The following is a 21,084-nucleotide window of genomic DNA, read 5'->3' as shown; positions in this document are numbered from 1 at the left end:
CTCGGGGGTTGGATGCGGATCAGGAGCAGACAGCGGCGCTGTTCGGGTCCTGCCCCATGATTTCGCGCGGCAGGTAGGTGGAGAAACTCGGCATCGGGATCGGGGCATGCGATCCGAATCCGATCGGCGAGATCCACTGGTAGTCAAGGTCGACGATGCCGACATTCACCGCGCTGCAGTTGGCGGAGGTACAGCTTGCGCTGACGTTGCCTGCCGCGTCGTACCAGTCGATGGTCACGTTGGCTGCCGTCAACTGAGGCAGGAACTTCTGCATGTTGGAAAGCACGACGGTGGCGTTCCGGTCGCACACCACGGCGGCGCGAGCGCCCCAGCGCGTTGCTTCGGCCGCTGCGTTCCAGGTCCACAGCATGCGTGCGAAATCCATGATGCCCAGCAGGAATGTCAGGAAGATCATCAGCACCAGCGCGAATTCCACCGCCGTCGCCCCGGCCTGCCTTGTTCGATTCATGATTGGCCTCGCATCGTGGCGCTGATGTCCCCGAACGGGATGTCTCCGTTCGCATCGCCGAACGTGAGCCCGAAAAACCCCGTGAGGAGCGGGCGGAACTTGTATCCCGTGACCTTGATGGTGACGGCATTGATGGCCGGGGCGCTGCCCTTGAATTGCCAGGTCGGGGTCGGGACGTGGGATGTGCTGAGGCCCAGCACCAATGGCGTGGTACCGCCGGCCGGATTGCCATAGACCACGAGGTTCTTGGCAGCCGTGATCTTGGTGGGATCCGTGGTTGCGATCGACGGGTCCTGGGCGGAAAGATAGCGGGAGGCATCGCGCAGGGACTTCGCGATGGTGTTGTACTGATAGAGCGCTCGTCCGAACTCGGTGGTGATGAACGTCAGGATGAGCAGCAATGGAAGGACGAGGGCAAACTCGACCAGCGCCACCCCGTTCTGCTTCTTCTTCATGGCATCTCTCCTACTGCACGAGCGTAGGAACCTTGGGGCCGCTGGTGCCGCCAGCCAGCCCTGCGGTGGCGCAAGGGCTGCCGGCAGCCTCTGCACTGCCGATGAACTCGAGCCACATCTTCGACTGCTTTCCGCTCGCGTTCTTCTCCAGCGGATGCAGCATCAGCATGCAGGCAAAGCCCTTGAGCGTGATCGCCGGACAATCGACCACGGCGGTCGTGACCACGCGTCGATTGGCGCCTTTGGTGTAGTCCGTGGAACTGAAACTTCCCTGGGTCTTGAGATTCAAGGTGTCGGGATTCTTGTTGTCCCCTTCGTAGGGCGCGAATGCATTGCGCTTCGCGGCAAATCCGTTGGGACCGGGGTCGTCGTACCGACCCGGCTTTTTGACGGCGGCGCTGTCGGCATACCAGGCGTAACCGGTCTGGTCGGGAACTGCCGCCGCGGCGGTAAGGCTGCCCTGATAGATACCGAAGCGGGTATTCCAGGCGGCGACCGCGCCATTGGTCTTGCCCGCCTTGCCGACGCCTGTCGCCAGGCCGGGAAGGCCGCATTGCCCACTGCTCGTCAGCAGATCCTTGACCTCGCGCGCCCCGCCGCCGCTGCCGGTGAAGTCCACCCAGCGAAACTGGCCGGATTCCACATCGTCATTGCTGTTGGTCACGCCCTCGATCCATTCACCTCGGACGAACCCCCAGCCGGGCGCGGTCGATTTTTGGCAGACGCCAACGGGAACCAGGCAGTTGGTCTGCGACGGCGCCCTGGTGGCCACAGCGACAGCGGCCACACTCTGCGAGGCCGCGTACGTGGCGTCGCCATTGACGGCGCTCATGGCCTGGAGGATCCATGGCGCAAGGCCCGACTTGGTGTGCAGGCACTTGACGTACTTGGCATTCGCCACGGGCGTGAAAGTATGGCTGTAGGTGCCGATCAGCGAGTCGCTGAACACGACCTCGGCGGGGGCGATGCCAGTCGCTTGGCCTTGAAAATTGATCTTGTTGAGATCGGCCGCCGTCTTGCCTGCGCTTGTGGCTCGCGTCAATGCATCGCTGGCGCCGTCGAGTTCCTGCGCGGCAGACAGGGCGCAGCTGTCCAGCGCGGTCTGCAGCTCGGTTTTCACGATGAAGAGCCGGCCAAAGTCCAGCGCAATGCCCATGAATCCAAGAAGGAACAGCAGGACCAGCGCGACGGTGACGATCACCGCGCCGCTCTGGCGATGGCCCGAAGTGTGGACTTTCATGATCGGCTTCCTGTGCAGTGATTTCGGTTCGAGAAAAACCCTGCGCTTCAACCGCAGGTCACGCCGCCGAGGCAGGTGCGGACAAGATCGACAAGATCGACAAGATCGCTGATGCCGGTGTCCGATACCAATGGACGCAATGCGACGATCAGCAGGATCGAGATCACGGCGATGACAAGCGCGTACTCCACCACCCGGGTACCGCTTTCATCCCGAACGAGCAACTTGAACATGATGAGTACCTCGCTCTGTGCCCGACCTTCATGGGGACGACGGACGGCGGGCAACGGACAAGCCGGCTCCGCCACCGCCATCGTTCCAGTCAATGCGAATGCGAATACCGGGCTCAGGGATTGCAGACAGCCATGTTGCCCGAGAGGCAGGCGCCCACGCGGGTAATGAAGGTTGTGAAGTAGCCTCCGGTGGTCAGGCCCTGCAGTGCAATGACGAGCGCAATCGACACGACTGCGATGATGAGCGCGTACTCGATCACCTGCGCGCCGTCCTCTTCCTTGACGAACGAGGACATGAAGTTGCCGGCACGGACAAAAAGTTGGTTCATTTTTTTCACCTTTTAAATTGCAGTAAGAGAACAAGAAAACTAGTGTTGGGTTCTGGGTTGGTTGACTGCTTTCTTCGTGAGGCAACTCCTTTCTGTTCGAATCCAGGAATCATTCGATGGCGCCTAGTGGCCGTCACCACCGCCGCTTCCACCACCGATCCCGCCACCGATGTTGATGACGTTCACTGCCGGCGGCGGCGCCTTGTAGGACTTCTGGTACTGCACCATCGACTCGCGTGCAGCCCGTCCGTCCATGCCCACGACCGGGTCCCCGTCCTTGCCCGCATCGGGGTTGATGGTCATGTCTCTCTTGGCATCGCGCAGGGCATTGCCGAAGCGCGCGTCGTAGTTGGGCGTCACGTGGGAGCAGCCGGTGGCCACGAGCAGCGTGAGCGCAAGAATCGTCGACTTGATCATGGTGGTGCTCCTTACTGGGCGTTGCGGGCGGGTGCGGGCGGGGCCGGGGTGGCACTTTCGAGGGCTCCGTTCAGGTAGATCTCGGCGCGGCTCGGGAGCACGTGGTTGTCGTTCGGAATGCGGGGCGATTCGCCCAGCGGCTTGACCAGGCGCGGCGTGATCACGAACATCAGCTCGGTCTGGTCGTTCTGGAACTCGGTGCTGCGAAACAGCGCTCCCATGACGGGAACCTCGCCCAGACCGGGGTAACGCTTGACGGTTTCGGTGGAGTTGCTCTTGATGAGCCCTGCGATGACAAAGCTCTGCCCGTCATTGAGCTGCACGGTGGTGTCCGCGCGGCGCACCGTGAGGGAGGGCAGCACGGCGGTCACACCGCCCACGGTAGTGAAAGGTGACCCCGTCTGCGACAGGTCCGACACCTCGGACACCATCTTGAGGTTGATCCGTCCGCCGTTGAGCACCGTCGGAGTGAACTTCACGCCGATGCCGAACTCCTTTTCTTCCAGCGTGATGGTCGAGCCGGCGCGGCCGTTGGAGTTCTGCGAAACCGGGATGAATATCTTGCCGCCCGACAGGAAGCTGGCCTGCTGGCCGCTGATCGACATGATGTTGGGCTCGGCCAGGATGCGCACCAGGCCGTCGTCCTTCTGGCCGTCGATGGAGATCGAGGCACGGCCGATACGGAATGCGTCCAGAAGCCCCGCGCCGCTGCTCAGGAAGTCCGAGATCAGCGAATAGGTGTTGAGCCCGCTGCTGGCCGTGCGCTGCAGGCCGACGCGTGCGCCCAGGCGGTCGAGCAGCGTCTTGCTGACCTCGGCGATCTTGACTTCGAGCATCACCTGCTGCGGCGCCGTCACGCGCAGCAGGTTGACCACCTTCTTGCCGTCGGCGCCGTAGGCCATGGCCAGGCTCATCACATCGTCGAGCTTGAGCGCATCGCTGATCTCGCCGGTGAGCACGATCGATTTTTCGGCGCTGCGCACGCGGATGCGGTTCTCCTCCGGCATGAGCTCGGCGAGCTTGGACTGCAGTGCGCCCGGATCGATGGTGACGATCACGTCCTTGATGTAGCAGGTGCCGTCGACGCTCTGCAGCACGACGTTCATCGAGCCCGCCTGGCGGCCGCGGAAGAACAGGTCGGTGGGGCTCAGCAGCGTGACGTCGACATCGGCGACGGCGTCGCCTGCGGTCGCCGCCGTGGCGGGGGCCGTCTGCCCCGCGGCTGCCGGTGCGGCGGCCGACGCGCGGTTCGGCGGCTGCCCGCTGACCACGATGCGCGCAACGCGCGACTTCAGGGGGATGACCACCGACTTGCCGAGCACGGCGTAGGTCGGCTGGTCGTCCGGGATGATCGCGGTGCAGCGCCGGGTGGCAGGTGCGGCCGGTGCCGCCACCGCCGCCGCAGCTGGCGCGGCTGCTGCAGCCGCCGCCGGCGCCACAGCCACCACGTCCGCGGCCATCGCGGGCCCCGCCAGCGCAATGAGCGCCGCCATCAGCCAGGCGGGCGAAGAATAAGAAGAAGAGAGATGTTGCACTTGTGGTTCCTCCTGCGTTGTATTTAGAAGCAGTTGAGCGTGCGGGCTGCGTGCTGGATCACTTCCACGCACTCTGTTTGGCGCGGCGCCATCGGGCCGATACGCGGCACTCGCGCGGGAGCCGTCCGCGCCGCCACGGTGGTGGCGATCGGCAGGATCTCCTTCTCACCGAACAACTGGCCCTTGGTGATGCCGGCGGTGGCCACCGTGGTCTTGTCCATCTGGTTCCGCAGCACCAGCGAAAGGGTTCCCACGCTGCGCGCCAGGTCGAGCTTTTCGGAATCTTCGAGCGAGAGCTCCAGCGTCACGGCGCTGACCACCTTCGGCTTGGTGTCGTCGCGGTTGGCTTCTTGGGCGACTGCCAGCACCAGCACCTTCTCGAGCACGGTCTTGCTGATCTGGCGGCCTTCCTCGCCGCCGCGGTTCTTGTCCTGCTGCGCGTTGACCATCACATCGACGTAGTTGCCGGGCAATGCGAAGCCCGCGACGCCCACCACGTCGTTCACCCGCACGGTCATGGCGCGCTTGCCGCTGGCAATGACCGCAGAGAGACCGCCCTGAGTGCCCACGGGCGCGAGCTTGCCCTCCAGGATGGCTTCGCCGCGCAGCACACCGACCTTGACCACCCGGTCCTCGAGCGACTTGGCATCCTTGAACGAACCCGGCGGCAGCGAGCCGCTGGGCCAGTCGACCAGCGACAGCATCTGGGGATTGACCCGGCTGCCAAGCTCGATGTCGACTGCGGCAACCACCACCTTGTTCGAGGCGATTCCACCTTGTCGCGAGACCCATCCCGCCGCATAGACCGCGGCGGCCAGGCCAGTCAGGAGGGCCAACAGCAGCAGCCCGAGTGCCTTGATGTTTTTCATGCGAATCTCCGAGTGCGGTGGAATGAAAGAAGCGGGCTACACGTAGCCCAGTTGGTGCGCCAGGACCTCTGCGACCGTCCCTGCGCAAATGCAGATGCCGTAAGGCAGCTTTCCAATGGATTGCCGCGTATCGATGGTTCCGTTGGGCCGAAAGCCGGACATGCCGGACATCGCCATGCCGTGCACGGTGTCCTTCACGTTGGTCAGCATGTGGCCGAGGCGGCGCCGGTGCATGGCAAAGATCACGGCGGCGGCGCCGCCCGCAATGCACGTGAAGAGAATGGCCCAGAGCGTCTGGTAGGGGCCGATGAAGGCACCCACCATGGCCATCAGCTTGACGTCGCCCGCCCCCATGATCCCCAGCGCATAGAACGGCAGCAGGATCACCAGGCCCGTTGCGAGGCCTCCCAGGGCCTGCGTCAGTCCCGCCATCGGCGTGCGCGCCGCGATGGTTCCGTAGACCACCGCGAAGGCCATGCCACCGAACGTCAGCCAGTTGGGAATGCGATAGAAGCGCCAATCGCTCACCGCTGCGATCACCAGCAGGACAAGGAGGCCGCACATGCGGAGATCCGTCGCCAGCATCAACAGCAGTTCGAGAAAGGCATCGAATTCACGCATTGGGCTGCTCCGTATCGCGTTGTTGATCTGTGTGGTCAGGCACCGCGCCGCGCCGCGAGCAGCAGCAGCAGGCCCACCACCACCACGAGCGAACCGAGCAACGCGACTTCCATGAACGACATCCCCGCGTCTTCGCGCAGCAGGTTCGTGAAATTCCTAGGCAGCAAGTCGTGCGGTTCCATGGTGTCCCCAGTGATGTGGCCGACCGGCGCCGCCTGCTGCCCTCCTCGGGCTCAAATGGTTCGCCGTGGGGTCACTGTAGGAATTGGCCTGCCCGTGCACATGAGCGGTGCGCCCCTTCCGAAGCGAGACAAGCGCCCCGCCCGCCCCGGCCGCACCCATGACAAACCGCCTGCCCCGGGCCGGCCCGCCATGGCGGCCCAAAAGGGCAAAAAAAAGGCCCTGGCGTTGCGCCAGGGCCCTGCTAACCCGTTGATCGAACGGATCGCCGGATCAGGTGTCGAGCGTCAGGTGCTGGCCGTGCAGCGCGGCGGCGGCGGGGGATGCCAGAAAGGCGATGGTCTGCGCCGCGACCGCCGTCGACACCCATTCGGCCGGGTTCGCGTCAGGCATCGCCTGCCGGTTGGCCGGCGTGTCGAGCACGCTGGGCGCCACGCTGTTGACGGCCACGCCGTGCGGCGCCGCTTCGGCCGCCATGGCCTCGACCAGGCGCTGCAGCGCGCTCTTCGACGCGATATACGCCGCCATGGCCGGCAAGCCGCGCGCCGCCACCTTGGCCGTGACCGCCACGATGCGGCCGGCGCCGTGCTCGATCATCGAAGGCAGCACTGCCTGCGTGACCGCCACGAACGACCAGGCGTTGAGATTCATCATGCGGTCCCAGCTCGCACGCGTGAGTGCGTGGGTTGCCTCGCCCATTTCGAAGCCGCCGGCAATATGGACCAGCGCATCGATGCGGCCGAAAGCCTTGAGCGCCTGCCCCGCAAGATCGGACATCTCGGACGCCGAGGTCACATCGCCTGCGAGCAACAGGTGCTGCGAATTGTCCAGGCCCGGGAAGACCTCGGCCAGGTGGTCGGCGCGGTGATCGACCAGCGCAAGGCGCGCGCCCTGTGCCAGAAAATGCTGTGCCACTGCGCGCCCCAGCGCGCCGGCGGCCCCGGTGATCACAACATGGGGCATGGCGGTTATATCTGTCATGGAAGATTCTCCTGGTGGAAGCGGCCCCGGGGGCCCGTCGATGAGGGTCGATGCTAACGCCGCCGCGCACAAAACCGTTGAATCCCGGAATTTTTGGGCTATACTTGCGGTCTTGCCAAAAAACGCAAAACGTTTTGTGCAAGGGCTCTTAGCTCAGTTGGTAGAGCAGCGGACTCTTAATCCGTAGGTCGAGTGTTCGAGTCACTCAGGGCCCACCAACCAACATCGCGGAAACGCTTGAAAAGCCCGCTACCTCATCGGTAGCGGGCTTTTTTTCATTGGGCGGTTGCTGGCGTGAAGTACTGACGACGGCGCCTCTACCGGTGGTCGCCATTCACAAACTGCGCAAACTGCGCAAGCTGGGCTTCTTGGGTGCGGGCAAGACCCGCTTTCGCGGTTTGCCTAGCTCCGGGAGTTCAGGTGGCAGCGCGTCGAGTTCTTCGTCGCTGAGTTCCGGCACAGGCTCCACTTGCTCGTAGGTGGGCTGCGGCCGCGGCAGCGGCGTATGCAACAGTTCGGGCGGTCGGGCCGACACCGCGAGAACCGGGGCCGCCGAGGTGCCCGGCGGCGGCACCGTTGGATGCTGCACGGGTCCGGATGGTTCCGCCGCTACCGCTTGTTGCGCCTTGCGTGGCTGCGCGGCCAAAGCGCGAAGCAGCAGTTGCAGTTCCGCCGCGCGGCGCTCATCCTGTTCGGCCTGCCAACGCTGCCGCTCGTTTGCACGGGCTTCCTCGCGATAGGCTTGTTGCTGGGCCTGGAATTCGAGTTCGACCTGGATGGCCTGCTGCACCAGTGGCGGCACGCGCTGAAGGGTCTGCTGCAGTGCCCGATCGGCCTGTGCGTTCGCCTGCTCGATCGCCTGGCGCTGCGCCTCGAGCTCGTTGCCAATTCGCGTGTGCAGTTGCTCGACAAGCACAACAGCATCCATGCCCTGAGCCGGTAACAACGATGATGGCGGGCTTTGCGGCAGCGCTCGCACGATTATGTGCAGGGTCCCGCAAAGCTCCTGCTTCCACGCTTCCAGCACGGACAGGAGTTGCTGAGGCTGCTGCGCGTGTCGTTCGGCTAGAGCATCGAGAACGCGCAGATGCGCTTGAAGTTGCGCGTTCAGTTTCGCTTCCAATTGCCGGCGATTACTGCGCGAAAGCATCCAGGCAACCACCATCACGCCCAGCATGCCGAGCAGCAAGGAACCGAACAGTAACTCAATTGGACTTGGTGTCATCGTTCGCTCGCTCCTGCCGTCGCGGCAACCTGTTCGGACTCCCACTTTTGCAGCAGATCCAGTGGGATCGAATCGGCCACCTGGGAGAAGCGCTTGCCAACCATGCGCTCGGCCTGCTTGAGCAGCACGGCGACGGGGCTGCTTGGCTCATGGATCTCAAACCACTCGCGGGCCGCGCGAATGCCGCCCAGGACATCGTCGCGCGTGGCGACTCTTGCGACGGGTTGCAGTGGCATGCCGAGGTTTGGCGAATGCTGATGGGCCACTCCAGCCTGCGAGGCCTCATGAACCGCCGGAGCTGAGGCTTCTGCATCGTGCGGCGTCTCGGGTGCGGCGAACAGCCCCAGCAAACGATGCAAGGCCCCCAGTGAAAGAGCGGCATCGCCCAGCTGTTGTTTGCACCATGCATCGATCACCTGCACCTCTCGCGCAGCTTGCGCCAGCAGGTTGACGGGTGCCTTGGCGTCACCCGCGGCAGCGGTGCGCAGTGCAGCCAGTTGCAGGCTGACAGTTTCCGGAATCGGCGCATCGGCCGGCCGTGGCATGCCAAAGGCCCGGTCCACGTCACGAACGGTCAGCCGCATGGCGGTACTGGAGGCAACCACAATATCCCGTATGTCGCTCATCAAACCCTCGGGATCGACCAGTGCGGCGAGTGCATTGGCGCGCACGTCCGGATCAACCTGGCCCTCGACCACGAGTTGCGGATGAATGGCTGCAGGCCATGCTTGCAGCACGTCCGCAAGGATGGCCAGCACCTGCACCAGCCCGGCGGCCTGCGCGAGCCGGGTGCGGGCACGGCACAGCCACAGATAGAGGTTGATGTCCTTGGTACGCAGCAACAGGCGGCGGCAATCGCGCTCGATCTCCGCCCAGTTGGGCATCTCGGATGTGCCGACGAACTTGCCATATTGCGCTTCACCGCGCGGCGTCATGCTCGAAAGAAGCACGGCGTATTCCGCGTCGTATTCGAGGCTGGCGCCGCAAGGCTCCTCGTCGCTGATGGGCAGGAGCCAGTCGGGCGTGGGACCCGCTGACAGACGAAAATCACAAGATGGGATGGGACGGGCAATGTGGGTCATAGTCGCAAAGGTATGAAGCGGATTCAACAAGCGGCTGTTCGGGCTGCGGCACTGGTGCGGTAGCGCGTGCCCATGTATTCCTCGGGCTCGAACACCATGCCCACGGCATAGTCGCGGGCATTCGCGGCTGGCCGCCTTGCATCCACGCCCAAGCCTGCGCTTTGGGAACCGCCCAGCCAGGTCGACCACCCGAGCTTCTCCTTGTCATCCAGGCGCGCCGGTGGCGCGCTGTCGTTGCGCACGCGCAACTCGACCTCCCAGACGAACTCGTAGCCGACGAAGCCGCGCACCCATTCGACCAGCAGCGGAAGGTCTTTGCCCTGTGGCGTGAAGCGCAGGTATTGGTCGAGATGAAGCGGCCCGAGCACGAGCCGGAACTTGTTCTGCCGGTCGGGCACTACTTCACCGGCAATCGCGCCCACGCCCATCACGCTGGAGGTGCGTGCCTTCCCCAGATGGCTCTGGTCTTCGTCATCGATGCGAATCCAATGCATCACGAATTCCTGCAACTGCACAGGCACCGCGAAGAAACGCGCCAGCGTGGCGGCCAGGCCATCGGGGTTGCGCGCCTCGCGGCTCAGATGGGTCGACGCAGCCAGCCGTGCATGCGAAGGCAGCACGGAATCGTGGATTTCCAGCGGGTCATGGCCCGTCAGGCGCGCAATGTAGCGGCTGAAGGTCTCGTCATCCTTGCGGTCGAGCCCGGCCGCGGCCTGACTTTGCGCCCACGCGCGGTACATGTGCGTGAGGTAACGGTGATGAAAGATGTCTAGAAAGTCGGCGAGCGTGCTGTCGTGATGGTTCTCGGTGCGATCGCGCACCAGCTCCGTGTAATGCAGCGGCAGCGGCCCGTTGGGGCCGAGCAGACCAAGCCCAAAAAGACGCACTGTCGGGACCCGCGGGTTGTTGCCGTGCCGGGCCGGTGGGCTGCCGGTGCCCGGCGAAGGAACGGTCTCGCCGGGCAACACCGCTTCCGCAATCTCACGCGGCGCAAAGGTGAGCGCGGCCGTCTGGCCCAGTCGAAACGCCTCTTGCTGCGGCCGGCTTGCAAGGCCGATGCGCGGTTGCGCCGTGTGCAATGCGCCAAGCCGCCGCATCAGCACCGTGAAGCCGAAATTCCACGGCGCCTTGCGCAAGCGAACCAGCAGTACCTGCAAGCCGAATGCGGCAGTTTCGCGATCGCGCTTCATCAGGCAATTCCCCGGCCACCCATGCGCACCGGCCAGCGCGCCACGGTGCCCCGCTGCATGGACTCCAGCACAGTCTGGGTAAAGACGTTGATGCTCACGTGCCGGGCGAGGTAGTGCTCCAGCACCAGGCCGAACAGGTAGGGACTGGTACCGGAGAAGCCTTCTTCGTCCACGCTCAGCGTGCATTGCACACCGCGGCCGTAGATCAGCGGACCCGCGCCAGGCAGGCGCCGCGTGGCAGGCGTGATGCGCGAGCCCACCAGGCTCTCGATCTGCCGCAATTGCACGTCGTTGTCGGTGGTGACGAACAGACGCAGCATGTCGCGCAGTGCCTGCGCGCCCGGACGATGCGGCATGTCGGCCAGTGGCAGGTGGTTGAAGCCGAGCTGGCGAATCAGGCGCCAGGCGATTTCACGTTGCGCGAAGGGCGACTTTGGCGTGCTCGGCGGACGGATCAGGCCGACACCGGAAACGGGGATCGAATCGGCTACGGCCAGATCGGTCTTGCCATTGCGCGGCACCAAGCAAGGCAGATCGCGATTCGTCAGAAGCGCTTTCACCGACAGATAGCGGATGGTGTCGGCATAGGGCGCCTCGTTCTGGTCTACCAGCGAGACGAACACCTCGGTCCCGATGTAAGGCGTCCGTGTCCCATATTTGCGTGCGGTGTCGGAGGCCAGGCGTGGCTCGCGGCGCACCGAGAAGTAGCGGCCGTAGTTGCCTTCGTCTTCGTTGAGCGTCTGATAGAGCGGGCGAAACTCCATGGCGGCGGTGGTCTGCGACTGTTGCCCCGACAGGGCTTTGACCGCATACACCTCGAAGTCGAGCGGGCGCGAGCGGTCGGGCACCATGTGGAACTCCGGCTGTGCGGTGTCGAGTTCGATGCGATCGGTGCGGCGCTCGAAAAGGTTGACGACCGGCGTGCAGAACAACGCAAACTGCCCGACGTCGACCAGGCCGCCAAGCGGACCAGGCGGCTTGGTCAACAGAATCAGAATCTCGGCCTCCTTGCCGGCCACGCGCGACAGGCCGGCTGCCAGTTGCGTCAGCGTGAAGAAATAGAAGCGTTCGGGGCAGGCAAAGTACTCGTGCAGCAGGTTGTGACCATGGAAGGTGTTCCACTCCAGCGGCAGCAGGCCCTGCCCGGGCGCCAGCCCCTCGTGCACCAGCGCGCCCTCGGTCACCACGTGTGGCCGATGCATCAGGTTGCCCGGCTCGCCTGTGAAGGTGGCAACCGCGGAGGTGTGCAGCAGCTCGAACAGGTGGGAGGCCACCTGCTCATTGCCTTGCAGGTACACCGGCACGCGGTCGAGCCCCACCAACGCGCTGAAGTTCAGCTCGCCCATGGTACGCAGCCGCAAGCGCAGTGCGCCCGTGACCTGCACGTGCGGCGGCACGTAACGTTCGAGCGCAGGAATGTCTGGCGGCGCACCCGTCAGCCTGGCGTCGACGATTTCGATCGGCCACATCATGACGTCCTGGCTCGAGCGGAACTCGCAAGGCGTCTGCTCGCCGGCCGGCACTCGCGCATGAAAGGCCGTGTCGCGCGGGACCACGAAACCGCGCGTGAAATCGCCCTCCTTCACGCTCGGGTTCAATTGCGCCACCGCCATCGATGGCGTCGGGCTCAGGTAGTTTGGGTACAGCACCTCGAGCAGGCGCTGCGTGAAGCGCGGGAACTCGGCATCGAGCTTGATCTGCATGCGTGCAGAAAGAAAGCTGAACGATTCGATCAGCCGCTCTACGTAAGGATCGTCGACCTCGATACCGCGCATGCCCAGCCGGCGCGCGATCTTGGGATGCGAGGCGGCAAACTCGCCCGCCATTTCGCGCATGTAGACCAGCTCTTTGTTGTAGTAGGCGAGAAGTTGAGGATCCATGGAAAGCCTTTTTGAGACGTGCGGCGCGGTGGGTCAGCGCAGCGCGCGGGTCGGCCCCCGCGACATGCGGGTGATGTTCATGCGGTTGGTCTCCAGATCGACCGAGCTTTGCACCGTAAGCTCCAGCGGATAAGGCCTTAGATTGATCATGGCTCGGATCTCGAACAGCAAGACGTTGTACTCATCGCTCGCGCTCTCCCTCATCAGCGGCCGCACGGTGACGGTGTCGGGCAGCAGGCGCGGCTCATAGTCTGTGATGGCGCGGCGAATGATGCGTTCGATGTCCGCCCACTTGCGCTCCGACAGGTAGCTGCCCGCCAGCGGCTTCACGCCAAAATTCACGGTCGATGAAGCGGCCTCGGGATACCGCTCGCGGTCGATCAGGTCTTCAGCGTTGGTGGTGTTCAGCAGAAAAGCCAGATCGCGCTGGATGATGTCGCGCAATTGCGAAGGCGAAACGGTGTATTCGGACGGCGCCTCGTTGGCGCGGCCAGGCGCCTCGTCCAGAAGGCGGTCGAATAGCGTTGGCATCAGTTGCGCATTGGCGCGTTGCACGTTCTCGTCCACCGGCCGGGGCGACCGGATGCCGGCGTAGACGCCATGCGGTGCTGCGCCGGAATCGATTGCTTCAGCCTGCGACATGGGGCTGGAACTCGCAGTGGCGCACATCGAGCAACGCAATGTCGCCGCTGTCGGTCGTCCACATCTTCTGACCACGCGCCGTCACACCCGTACGGCCGACGTCGGTCCAGACCGTTTCGCGTGCCATCAGCAGGGCATCGCGATCGCCCACATGCACGGGGTAGCGCACTGGCATGTAGCCCTTGAGAGCCGTGCCGTCGCGAAGCACCAGATCAACCTGCGCCCAGACCAGGTCGAGCAGCCCGGCCGGCGCCGCCTTGGTCACGCTCGCCAGATCGGCAAGCGCCAGCCACCGGTAGGCACCGATCAGGAAGACCTCGCACACGGGGCCGAGGCGCGAGTCGGAATCGGTGATCCATGCGAAGGTCTGCGGTCCGCACCTGCCGGGCGTGTCCGGCGCTTGCGCAAGCGCTGCTTCGCGCGCCAGATCGCTCGCTTCGAGGGACTCCACTGCGCCTGGCCCGCTCGCACTGCCCAATTTCAATGCTTCGCTCAAACCCGAAATCCATGAAGATGCCTGCATCGAGTCGGCCGTGACGGTCGCGGGATCAGCACGACCTGCGAACACTTCAATGCGCTGGTGCTCGCCGCGGATCAAACCGCGCATCACATGCGCCGTTCCGTCGTTGTCCTTGGAGAGCTCGGCCCATGTCTGCAATTGCTTGAGAGCGCGCTCCCATTGGCCGAGGATGCACAGCAGTTCGAACAGCAGCCAGCGCGCCGATGCCTTCTGCGGCTCTGCTCGCACTGTGGCTTCGCTGCGCGCCAGTGCCTCGCTCAACGGCCTGGCATGGGCCCAGTCTCGAAAGGATTGGCCGGTGCTTGGAGGGAGCCCTGGGCCAGTGGGTGTTCCGGGTGAGCTCATCGTGATACGTCCTCGTCCCTGGAATAGGCCCCGCCCATCTGGACGTGACTGTCGGGTGAAAGCTCATGGTGTTCGCGCCGCGTCAAGCTGGGGACGGAGACCCTGGTATTGCGGGCAACTTCGGGCGCGAACAAGCGCAGCACGTCGCCGGGTTCATCGACGTCGAGCAGATTCGACCTGCCAAGCGGATCGAAATCATCGATCACCTGGTCGATGTCTTCGCCCATCGGCAAGATGCCCTGCAGCAACCGGCAGAGGCTTCCCGCCTTCCGGCTCGACTCCTCCCCGTCTGCAGTCCGTTCTCCGCCGGGCGCCAGAAACCCTTCCCAGTCGGTCCGCCCGGCAAGTTGTGTCGGATCACGTACGACGCGTTCGAACTCGTCGTGCAGCTCGTCGAACAACGCCGCGTCGGAGTGCTTCGGATGGCGAGCGATCCTCCCCCAACCTGCATGCACACGCGGAATCGGAAGCGCAGGCGCCTCTTCCAACAGCCCCGACAGGATCTCGGTCGGAGGCCGGGCCCCGGCGCCATCGATATCGAGTATGGCGAAAGGGTCTTCCTGCGTACTCAACAGCTGCTCTTCAAGATCGGTCCGAGGAACCAGGTCACGCAGATCGAAGAAGGCATCGTCGCCCGCGCTGCCGCTCGGCTGAAACGGCAGTCGGTCCGGAGGGTCGGCGAGGGAGCCACTGTGGTGGGGTGCATCTCGACGCTCCCTGCCGGCGAACTCACTTTCTTCGGCCGCTTCAACTACGAATCGGAGAAGTCCCAACTCCAAGACGTCACCAGGCGCGATGTTCACAGGGCCATGGGGCATGACCCGGGCGCCGTTCAGCGCGCAAACGAGCGTTCGGCTGCCATTCGAGAGTTGCCAGCTGTTGCCGAGGCCTTGCCAAGCGATGCGGCAGAGGTTGACGGCGCGCCATTGCATGTCATTCAGCCGCTCGCCGCCGAGTTCGAGAGCATCGGCCATGCCCACACCGCCCGCGGCGAGCTGAAGGACCCCGTCCCGTGCATTGCCATGACTGCGGACCAGCCGCAGCTGCAGCGGCACCATGCCATTGGCGCGATGGCGTGCGCCAGTTGAAGAATCTTCAGGCGTCACGGCGAGCTACCCCACAATGTCTGCAACCCGCTGGCCGCGTGGATGAAACCACCGTCGGTATCCTGCTGAGCGATGAATTGACGAGCATGCAAAAGCCAATCAACCAGCCCGGCCCGGGCAGCGAAATCCCCTCAGCAGATCGCTATTGAGGGGGTTCGGTTGAGTGCCGGAACTGATGTCGACAAGCGCCTTGCGCCCATCGAAGCTGTATTCGATGGTCTGCCGCCCCGGTGTGGCGGTATCTATCGCACGACCTTTGTCGAACATGCGGAACAGCGCCCAGGGCCCGACCGCGGTCACGCTGGAGGTGGCACTCGAAATGCGCGGTATGGCACCGAGTTCGGCCATCGAGCCGCCGCGGGGGCCCGGCCAGTTGACGGTGATCGGCTGCACCGGGCCGTGGATGTAGCGCTGTCCCTGGCCATCGATGTCGATCATCAACTCGTTGATGGTCGGATCGAGGTCGAGCACTCTCATTTCCATCTTCCACGCGAGCTTCTTGCCGCCCGCCTCGCGAAAGAACAAATCGCGGATCTGGCGCGCCCTGTAGAACGCCTCGAGATTGGGTCCGTTCTGCGTCAACAACTTGAGCAACTCGCCCAGCAGGGTGGGACCGGTGGTTGCGGGCGCCGGTGCGACGCCCAGCGCGACACTCTCGGCGCCAACCATGGCACTGGCAGAGTCGGGGCTCTTGTAGCGCCAGGGGCGAACGCTCGTGTCGACAAAGGGCATGAGGTACCTGGTGAAAAACTCATCCGCCGCCCCGCCCACCGCGAACACCAAGGTGAAGTCTTCCACCGAGGCATCCTGGGCGACTGCTGCCAGCGGATACCTGCCCTCGAGACCCCGCTTGCACGGCTCACTCACCTGCATGGCCATCAGGCCCATGATGCGGTCCAGCTGCAGTTGCGCCTGCTTGCGCAGAATATCGGTCGAGCCCTGACCGACCTTGTCGCCGCCGCTGGCGGCCAGTGCACTCAACACCTCGCGAAAAGGCGCCGGCAACTTGCCTGCCTCCAGTTTGAGCTTGGCGCCGACCTCGGCGCCGCCCGGCGGAAGACTTCCGGCCTGAAGGGCCGTATCAGCGACCACTAACAGGGTATAGAACTCGTTGAGCAGCCCCGATATGGCTTCCAGACCGGGCTTGGCGCCCGCTGCGCCTGCACTCCCCAGTGCGATGTCGGGCTGCCCCGTGACGACTTCACGCAAGGCGGCGAAGCGGTTGTCGACAATCTGCCTTTCAAGACGTTCTTCGGGACGGATGCCGAAGTTCTTGCCGATCGCGGCGGTCTGATTGTTCAGCTCGTCCGTCGCCTTGTCCAGAAAGCTCTTGTCCTGTTGCGAGCGCGTGACCAAAGGTCGCGACAGCGTGGTCTCCCGCGCCGCTGCACGCGCCAGGCGCGCCAGAGGCGAGTCTGGCGCGGCGAGCTGGCGAAGCACGTTCAGGTCGAACCCAAGGCTGGCGCCGGTTGTGTCCGCCCCGCCCACCGTGCGCACCGAATCAAGAAAGCTTTCCCATTGCTGCGCATACTCGGTCAGGTACTGACGACGGATGTCCTCAAGCAATGGATCGCTTTGAAGCTTGCGCGCCGCGTCATCCAGCAGCGTTTTTTTTTGATCGACGCCTCCCAAGCGACCACCGCGTCCCATGACCCAGGCATCGTCTTCGAGTGCGCTGTTCACGAATTCGGGCAGTCGTTTGTTGAAAAGATCGTGGTAGCCCTCATAGGTGAACAAGCCCGGCACGCCTTTTTCCAACGGCAATCCGTCAACGCGGGAGAAGACCGTGCCCACTTGCGGGCCGACCGCACGCACCAGGGTGAACTCCTGCGGCGCCTCGGGCAGCATGGCTGTCTTGGCGCGCTCGTAGACACGCTGGGTCGAGGTATTGCTATTGAGGAAATGCTGCGCATCGCGCACCAGAGCCTCTTTGGGTAGCGACGCGGATTGCACTGGCCTTGCGCCTGAAAACAGTGCCTCCACGTGGCCCACCATGGAGGCACGGCCGCCGAACACCGCGGCGCTGTCGGCCGTCTCCCAGTCCTTGAACACCCAGTTGCGTACATCGCGGGCGCCACCGTCCTTCATGTAGCGTTCCTTGTCGTGCAGGAGCTTGTAGGCCCGCAAAGTCTCGTAGGATGTTTTGGCATCGCGCGCTTGCAGGCTTTGGGTCAGCACCGCCTCCATGCGTTGCAGGATGGGCGGCAGCAGCATGTGCTCCTGCAATTGCGCATAGGTTTCGGCGGAGGCATTCAGGATAGGCGGCGCGGTGTAGAGCCCGTACCGAAAGCTCACTGGCGGGTTGTCGATGTCCAGCCCCGCATAGCCCGGCAACTCGCGCGCACCATTGAGCACATCGGGTACGCCCGTGGGCTTGAAGTTGACGAACAAGCCGCGCACCTGCGCAGTCAAAGCCTCGGCGCGCTGGCCCACGGTGGCAAGGTATTGCCGGTTGTTGTCAAAGCTCAGTACCAGCGCAAAAGCCAGCCATACGAAGACCACCACCGCCAACGAATGCCCCAGCAGCAACAACAGGCGATTGCGGTGTATCCAGCGCAGATTGGGCCGGACCAGATGCGCCTCCGGAATGATGACCTTGGTCAGCAAGTCCTGAATGAAGAAGCCTTGCTGACCGCGGTTCGGCGACGTGTCGACTCCCTCTATGGCAGCGACTTGGGCTTTTGCCACCGAAACTATGGGCTGCTCAGCATCGGCCGCGACCTCGGAAGGCGCGCGCCCCTTGGGCTGCTGCGCCAATTCGCTGGGAACCGATGCCGGGGAGCCTCGGACCGCGTCCGTGTTCCTGGCACTACGGTCGGGCGCGCCGCCGGGCTGCGAAATGCACAGGCTGCGCCACAAGCGCTGCACCAGCGTGTCTAGGTTGGCCGGCAGATCGACATCGGCCTGGGCACCGCTGGTGAAATACACACCGCGAAGGGTGTTGTGCCGTTGGGTGTCGTCGAAACGCGAATCGAGAAACACCTCGTCGAGCACTTGTTCCAATGGCGTCGCCAAGCCGGCAAGCTCCTGGGGCAATGCGAAAAGCCTGCGCCGGCGATCGACGTCGAACTCTTCGCACAGGCGCGCACGCAAACCGGCGGCAAGCCGATGCTTGAGCAGCGCGAGTTCGGTTCCCACTCGTACACGCAGCGTTTCGCGATTCGCCGCGATGTCGGCCTCGCGGCCGCTCTTCATTCCATCCGACGGCAGGGTGAACCCCCAGACCTGGGTCCGCCCCTCGCTCGTGAGTGAACTGAAATATTCGCCGAAGCCGCGCAGCAGGTCCATCTTGGTGACCACCACGTAAACCGGGAAGCGAATGCCAAGTTCCTCCCGCAACTCGGCCAGCCTGTCGCGGACCATGCCGGCATGCGCGGTGCGTGCAGCCGGGTCCATGGTCAACAGTTCTTCCGCGCTGATCGCAACGATGACACCGTTGACGGGTGTGCGGGCGCGGTGCTTGCGGAGCAAGCCGAGGAAGCCGGTCCATTCGGCAGGGTCAGCGGCGGAATTTTTTTCCTGCGCGACGTAGCGGCCAGCGGTGTCGATCAACACCGCGTCGTTGGTGAACCACCAGTCACAATGAACGGTTCCGTCCTCTGCGCCAAGGGTCGTGCTGCGCGGCGCATTGCCCATCTTGCGGGCCACGGGAAATTGCAGGCCGGAGTTTCGCACTGCCGTCGTCTTGCCCGCTTCGGAAGTGCCGACGATCATGTACCAGGGCAGTTCGTACAAGTAGCGCTTGCCCTCGAACAGGCGACCCAGTCCGCCGCGGGCACGCAGGCTCTTCAGTTGCTCGAGTGCGCGGTCGACGGCCGCTGCGACTGTCTTGAGTTGCGCCCGGGCCGGCTCTTCCTTGGCGGGGTCCTTGCCGAAGCTCAGATACTTGTCCAGAAAGTTCTGGTTTTCTTGCATGGCCTTGAGCAGCCGATAGAGCCAGTACGCCGTGTACGCCAGCACCAGCGTCGCGATGACCGCAGCACGGATCCACGCCGGTGCAAGCGGCCTGGCCGCGCCCACCGCCAGCAGCGGGCCGGCATGCCACACAAGCAGGCATGCCGCGGCCAAGGCCACCGGGGTGAGACGCCACGACAGGAGCCACAACACGCTCAATGCCAGCAGCAGCACGATGAATGTCACCCGCACGCTGACGGATGCCAGCGGCCGCAGGCCGTTCACGCCAAGCAGCGGCCCCACGAACCAGATCACGAGGCACAGCAAGGCGACCGCGAGAAAGACCAGCATCTGCCGCGAGAAAACAAAGGCCAAGAACTCTTTGAGGTATTGCATGAAATTTCCTGAACTGCCGCACTCAGCGGCCGGCGGCATGCGCGGCTGGCGCGGAAGTAACGCCGCCTTGCGTGACGACGATATCCACGCGGCGATTGCGCGCACGTGCGGCGGCCGTCTTGCCGTCGTCCAACGGTGCGGTGTCGCCGCGCCCCTCGACCTTCATGCGCGAGGCTGCCACGCCCTTGTCTTGCAGAATCTGCGCCGCTGCGGCCGCCCGCTTCTCGCTCAGAACCTGGTTGTTCGGAAACTCGCGGGTCTTGATGGGCTGGTTGTCGGAATGCCCCGTGATCCGCACCGTGCCGGTGACCTGATTGATCTCGTCCGCCACCTTGGCGAGCACGGGCAGGATCTTCGGATTGAGTCGGGCTTGGCCGGGCACGAACATATCGTCGCCCTTGAAGGTCACGGCGCTCTGGTGATCGTCTTCCTCCACCCTCACGGTACCGCGGGCGATCTCTGCGCTCAGGAGTTCCTTGAGGCGCAGTGGCTTGGCGGCGGGCGATGGTGGCGCGCGCAGGCGCCCGATGGCGGCAATACGCTGCTCCACATCGGCACTGGCGCTGAGCAGCTGGTATTTGTACCAGGCGAAAAGCCCCACGAGCACAAGCGCCAGAACCGAGGCGGTCACCCATACCGGGAGACTGCGCAGCAGACTGGATTTTTCTGCTCCGGCACCCTTCCAATGGGGTGACAGGTCGGTGGGCACTTCGCCACGCGCGGATGCCAGCAAGGCGAGAAGGCGATGCCGGATGGTTTCGAGTTGGCGGCGCCCGTCTTTAGCCGTGCTGTAGCGGCCCTCGAAACCCAGGCCGAGAATCTGGTACATGAGCTCCAGCAGATCGGTGTGCTCCTGCGGGCTGGCCGCAATGCGCCCTACAAGCAGGAAGAACTTGTCTCCGCCCTTGGTATCGCCGTGGAACTGCGCCGCCAGCTGCTGGTTCGACCAGACACCCGCTTCGCTGCCCTTGCCCCCACCCCATGGCGTGCTGTTGGCCGCCTCGTCCAGCGCGGTGCACAGCGAATAGCTCGCCGCCACCACATGCTCGTTCCTGATCTGCGCAATGTTCCCAAGCGATTGGAAGGCCAGGACCTCGCGCGCCAGCAGGTTGTGGAAGACCTTGATGCCGTCATAGTCGAGTGTGGCTGGCATGTCTGCCAGCGCGCGCAGCAGCGGCTGCGCAGCTTCGAGCAAGGGATTCTGGGCAGTCCTGATCGCGGCCAGCCGCTCTTGGGTCGATGGTTCGGGCGCCAGTTGCACGCCTGCAGGCAAGTCACCCAGGGGCGGGGTATGCCGAAAACTGCTCTCGGCATCGGCCTGCGGGGCTGCCTCGGTTGCATCGGGCTTTTCACCGGATGCGTTTGTTTCAAGCATGGGGATCCAGGAGTAAAGGGAACTGGAAGAGGCGCCATTTGTCGTGGCCCCGGATGATCTGAAGAGAACTCATGAAAAGTAGAAGGAGCGGGAGAAGGAA

General features: G+C 64.2%; 20 protein-coding genes and 1 tRNA gene. 1 reads left to right on the top strand and 20 read right to left on the bottom strand.

From position 1 onward, the window contains the following. Nucleotides 1–19: 19 nt before the first annotated feature. The 11 genes from ABID97_RS09095 to ABID97_RS09045 form a co-directional block, all read right to left on the bottom strand. Nucleotides 20–469, bottom strand: a complete 450-nt coding sequence (locus ABID97_RS09095; RefSeq protein WP_354398188.1) for a TadE/TadG family type IV pilus assembly protein — start codon at nucleotides 467–469, stop codon at nucleotides 20–22. Further along, nucleotides 466–924, bottom strand: coding sequence for a TadE/TadG family type IV pilus assembly protein (locus tag ABID97_RS09090; protein ID WP_354398187.1), 459 nt, complete (start codon nucleotides 922–924; stop codon nucleotides 466–468). The genes ABID97_RS09095 and ABID97_RS09090 overlap by 4 nt, the downstream gene beginning before the upstream one ends. Nucleotides 925–934: 10 nt before the next feature. Then, entirely contained in the window at nucleotides 935–2,164 is a 1,230-nt protein-coding gene (locus ABID97_RS09085) for a pilus assembly protein TadG-related protein (RefSeq protein WP_354398186.1), read from the bottom strand. 47 nt (nucleotides 2,165–2,211) lie between these two features. After that, a complete protein-coding gene (locus ABID97_RS09080) occupies nucleotides 2,212–2,397 on the bottom strand; it encodes a Flp family type IVb pilin (RefSeq protein ID WP_354398185.1) in 186 nt (61 codons plus the stop codon). A 113-nt stretch (nucleotides 2,398–2,510) separates the two neighbouring features. Further along, the gene (locus tag ABID97_RS09075) at nucleotides 2,511–2,726 is read right to left on the bottom strand and encodes a Flp family type IVb pilin (RefSeq protein WP_354398184.1); all 216 of its coding nucleotides are present in this window, start codon (nucleotides 2,724–2,726) and stop codon (nucleotides 2,511–2,513) included. A gap of 123 nt (nucleotides 2,727–2,849) precedes the next feature. Next, nucleotides 2,850–3,143, bottom strand: a complete 294-nt coding sequence (locus ABID97_RS09070; protein WP_354398183.1) for a hypothetical protein — start codon at nucleotides 3,141–3,143, stop codon at nucleotides 2,850–2,852. Between the two features lie 11 nt (nucleotides 3,144–3,154). Beyond that, a complete protein-coding gene (locus ABID97_RS09065; RefSeq protein WP_503012809.1) occupies nucleotides 3,155–4,636 on the bottom strand; it encodes a type II and III secretion system protein family protein in 1,482 nt (493 codons plus the stop codon). Between the two features lie 65 nt (nucleotides 4,637–4,701). Next, nucleotides 4,702–5,547 (bottom strand): Flp pilus assembly protein CpaB, encoded by an 846-nt coding sequence (cpaB, locus tag ABID97_RS09060; RefSeq protein ID WP_354398181.1) that lies wholly within the window; start codon nucleotides 5,545–5,547, stop codon nucleotides 4,702–4,704. Between the two features lie 36 nt (nucleotides 5,548–5,583). Continuing rightward, nucleotides 5,584–6,168 (bottom strand): A24 family peptidase, encoded by a 585-nt coding sequence (locus ABID97_RS09055; protein WP_354398180.1) that lies wholly within the window; start codon nucleotides 6,166–6,168, stop codon nucleotides 5,584–5,586. 35 nt (nucleotides 6,169–6,203) lie between these two features. Further along, entirely contained in the window at nucleotides 6,204–6,350 is a 147-nt protein-coding gene (locus ABID97_RS09050; protein WP_354398179.1) for a hypothetical protein, read from the bottom strand. 271 nt (nucleotides 6,351–6,621) lie between these two features. Beyond that, nucleotides 6,622–7,329 (bottom strand): SDR family NAD(P)-dependent oxidoreductase, encoded by a 708-nt coding sequence (locus tag ABID97_RS09045; RefSeq protein ID WP_354398178.1) that lies wholly within the window; start codon nucleotides 7,327–7,329, stop codon nucleotides 6,622–6,624. A gap of 142 nt (nucleotides 7,330–7,471) precedes the next feature. On the opposite strand from ABID97_RS09045, the gene ABID97_RS09040 reads away from it, so the two are divergent. Next, nucleotides 7,472–7,547, top strand: a tRNA-Lys gene (locus ABID97_RS09040). Nucleotides 7,548–7,663: 116 nt separating this feature from the next. On the opposite strand, the gene ABID97_RS09035 is transcribed toward ABID97_RS09040, so the two are convergent. From ABID97_RS09035 to tssL, 9 genes are all read right to left on the bottom strand, one after another. After that, on the bottom strand, nucleotides 7,664–8,554 hold the full coding sequence (locus tag ABID97_RS09035) for a hypothetical protein (protein WP_354398177.1): 891 nt from the start codon (nucleotides 8,552–8,554) through the stop codon (nucleotides 7,664–7,666). After that, complete coding sequence (locus tag ABID97_RS09030; RefSeq protein WP_354398176.1) at nucleotides 8,551–9,636, bottom strand: type VI secretion system protein TssA; 1,086 nt, start codon at nucleotides 9,634–9,636, stop codon at nucleotides 8,551–8,553. Before ABID97_RS09030 ends, ABID97_RS09035 begins: the two co-directional genes overlap by 4 nt. 23 nt (nucleotides 9,637–9,659) lie before the next feature. Then, nucleotides 9,660–10,826: a type VI secretion system baseplate subunit TssG gene (gene tssG, locus ABID97_RS09025; protein ID WP_354398175.1), complete on the bottom strand. Its 1,167-nt coding sequence runs from the start codon at nucleotides 10,824–10,826 to the stop codon at nucleotides 9,660–9,662. Further along, nucleotides 10,826–12,706, bottom strand: coding sequence for a type VI secretion system baseplate subunit TssF (gene tssF, locus ABID97_RS09020; protein ID WP_354398174.1), 1,881 nt, complete (start codon nucleotides 12,704–12,706; stop codon nucleotides 10,826–10,828). The genes tssG and tssF overlap by 1 nt, the downstream gene beginning before the upstream one ends. A 33-nt stretch (nucleotides 12,707–12,739) precedes the next feature. After that, on the bottom strand, nucleotides 12,740–13,237 hold the full coding sequence (gene tssE / locus ABID97_RS09015; protein ID WP_354401709.1) for a type VI secretion system baseplate subunit TssE: 498 nt from the start codon (nucleotides 13,235–13,237) through the stop codon (nucleotides 12,740–12,742). Between the two features lie 97 nt (nucleotides 13,238–13,334). Continuing rightward, nucleotides 13,335–14,129 carry a type VI secretion system accessory protein TagJ gene (locus ABID97_RS09010; RefSeq protein WP_354398173.1) on the bottom strand — a complete coding sequence of 265 codons (795 nt, stop codon included), beginning with the start codon at nucleotides 14,127–14,129 and terminating at the stop codon, nucleotides 13,335–13,337. A gap of 80 nt (nucleotides 14,130–14,209) precedes the next feature. Further along, entirely contained in the window at nucleotides 14,210–15,319 is a 1,110-nt protein-coding gene (locus ABID97_RS09005; protein ID WP_354398172.1) for a TagK domain-containing protein, read from the bottom strand. Between the two features lie 99 nt (nucleotides 15,320–15,418). Further along, nucleotides 15,419–19,609, bottom strand: a complete 4,191-nt coding sequence (gene tssM / locus ABID97_RS09000; RefSeq protein ID WP_354398171.1) for a type VI secretion system membrane subunit TssM — start codon at nucleotides 19,607–19,609, stop codon at nucleotides 15,419–15,421. Between the two features lie 22 nt (nucleotides 19,610–19,631). Continuing rightward, on the bottom strand, nucleotides 19,632–20,984 hold the full coding sequence (gene tssL, locus ABID97_RS08995; RefSeq protein WP_354398170.1) for a type VI secretion system protein TssL, long form: 1,353 nt from the start codon (nucleotides 20,982–20,984) through the stop codon (nucleotides 19,632–19,634). Between the last annotated feature and the right edge of the window lie 100 nt (nucleotides 20,985–21,084).

It is taken from the genome of Variovorax sp. OAS795, assembly GCF_040546685.1.
GTDB lineage: Bacteria > Pseudomonadota > Gammaproteobacteria > Burkholderiales > Burkholderiaceae_C > Variovorax.
Note: the sequence above shows the minus strand (reverse complement) of the source record. Positions and strands in the feature narration are given on the sequence as shown.

Excerpts from the sequence above, each read along its gene's own strand:
- ABID97_RS09070 (WP_354398183.1), bottom strand. The coding sequence starts at position 3,143 with ATGATCAAGTCGACGATTCTTGCGCTCACGCTGCTCGTGGCCACCGGC.
- tssF (WP_354398174.1), bottom strand. The coding sequence starts at position 12,706 with ATGGATCCTCAACTTCTCGCCTACTACAACAAAGAGCTGGTCTACATG.
- ABID97_RS09055 (WP_354398180.1), bottom strand. The coding sequence starts at position 6,168 with ATGCGTGAATTCGATGCCTTTCTCGAACTGCTGTTGATGCTGGCGACG.
- ABID97_RS09065 (WP_503012809.1), bottom strand. The coding sequence starts at position 4,636 with ATGGCGGCGCTCATTGCGCTGGCGGGGCCCGCGATGGCCGCGGACGTG.
- ABID97_RS09095 (WP_354398188.1), bottom strand. The coding sequence starts at position 469 with ATGAATCGAACAAGGCAGGCCGGGGCGACGGCGGTGGAATTCGCGCTG.
- ABID97_RS09075 (WP_354398184.1), bottom strand. The coding sequence starts at position 2,726 with ATGAACCAACTTTTTGTCCGTGCCGGCAACTTCATGTCCTCGTTCGTC.
- tssE (WP_354401709.1), bottom strand. The coding sequence starts at position 13,237 with ATGCCAACGCTATTCGACCGCCTTCTGGACGAGGCGCCTGGCCGCGCC.
- ABID97_RS09035 (WP_354398177.1), bottom strand. The coding sequence starts at position 8,554 with ATGACACCAAGTCCAATTGAGTTACTGTTCGGTTCCTTGCTGCTCGGC.
- ABID97_RS09090 (WP_354398187.1), bottom strand. The coding sequence starts at position 924 with ATGAAGAAGAAGCAGAACGGGGTGGCGCTGGTCGAGTTTGCCCTCGTC.
- ABID97_RS09045 (WP_354398178.1), bottom strand. The coding sequence starts at position 7,329 with ATGACAGATATAACCGCCATGCCCCATGTTGTGATCACCGGGGCCGCC.
- tssL (WP_354398170.1), bottom strand. The coding sequence starts at position 20,984 with ATGCTTGAAACAAACGCATCCGGTGAAAAGCCCGATGCAACCGAGGCA.
- ABID97_RS09085 (WP_354398186.1), bottom strand. The coding sequence starts at position 2,164 with ATGAAAGTCCACACTTCGGGCCATCGCCAGAGCGGCGCGGTGATCGTC.
- ABID97_RS09050 (WP_354398179.1), bottom strand. The coding sequence starts at position 6,350 with ATGGAACCGCACGACTTGCTGCCTAGGAATTTCACGAACCTGCTGCGC.
- ABID97_RS09080 (WP_354398185.1), bottom strand. The coding sequence starts at position 2,397 with ATGTTCAAGTTGCTCGTTCGGGATGAAAGCGGTACCCGGGTGGTGGAG.
- ABID97_RS09030 (WP_354398176.1), bottom strand. The coding sequence starts at position 9,636 with ATGACCCACATTGCCCGTCCCATCCCATCTTGTGATTTTCGTCTGTCA.
- tssM (WP_354398171.1), bottom strand. The coding sequence starts at position 19,609 with ATGCAATACCTCAAAGAGTTCTTGGCCTTTGTTTTCTCGCGGCAGATG.
- cpaB (WP_354398181.1), bottom strand. The coding sequence starts at position 5,547 with ATGAAAAACATCAAGGCACTCGGGCTGCTGCTGTTGGCCCTCCTGACT.
- tssG (WP_354398175.1), bottom strand. The coding sequence starts at position 10,826 with ATGAAGCGCGATCGCGAAACTGCCGCATTCGGCTTGCAGGTACTGCTG.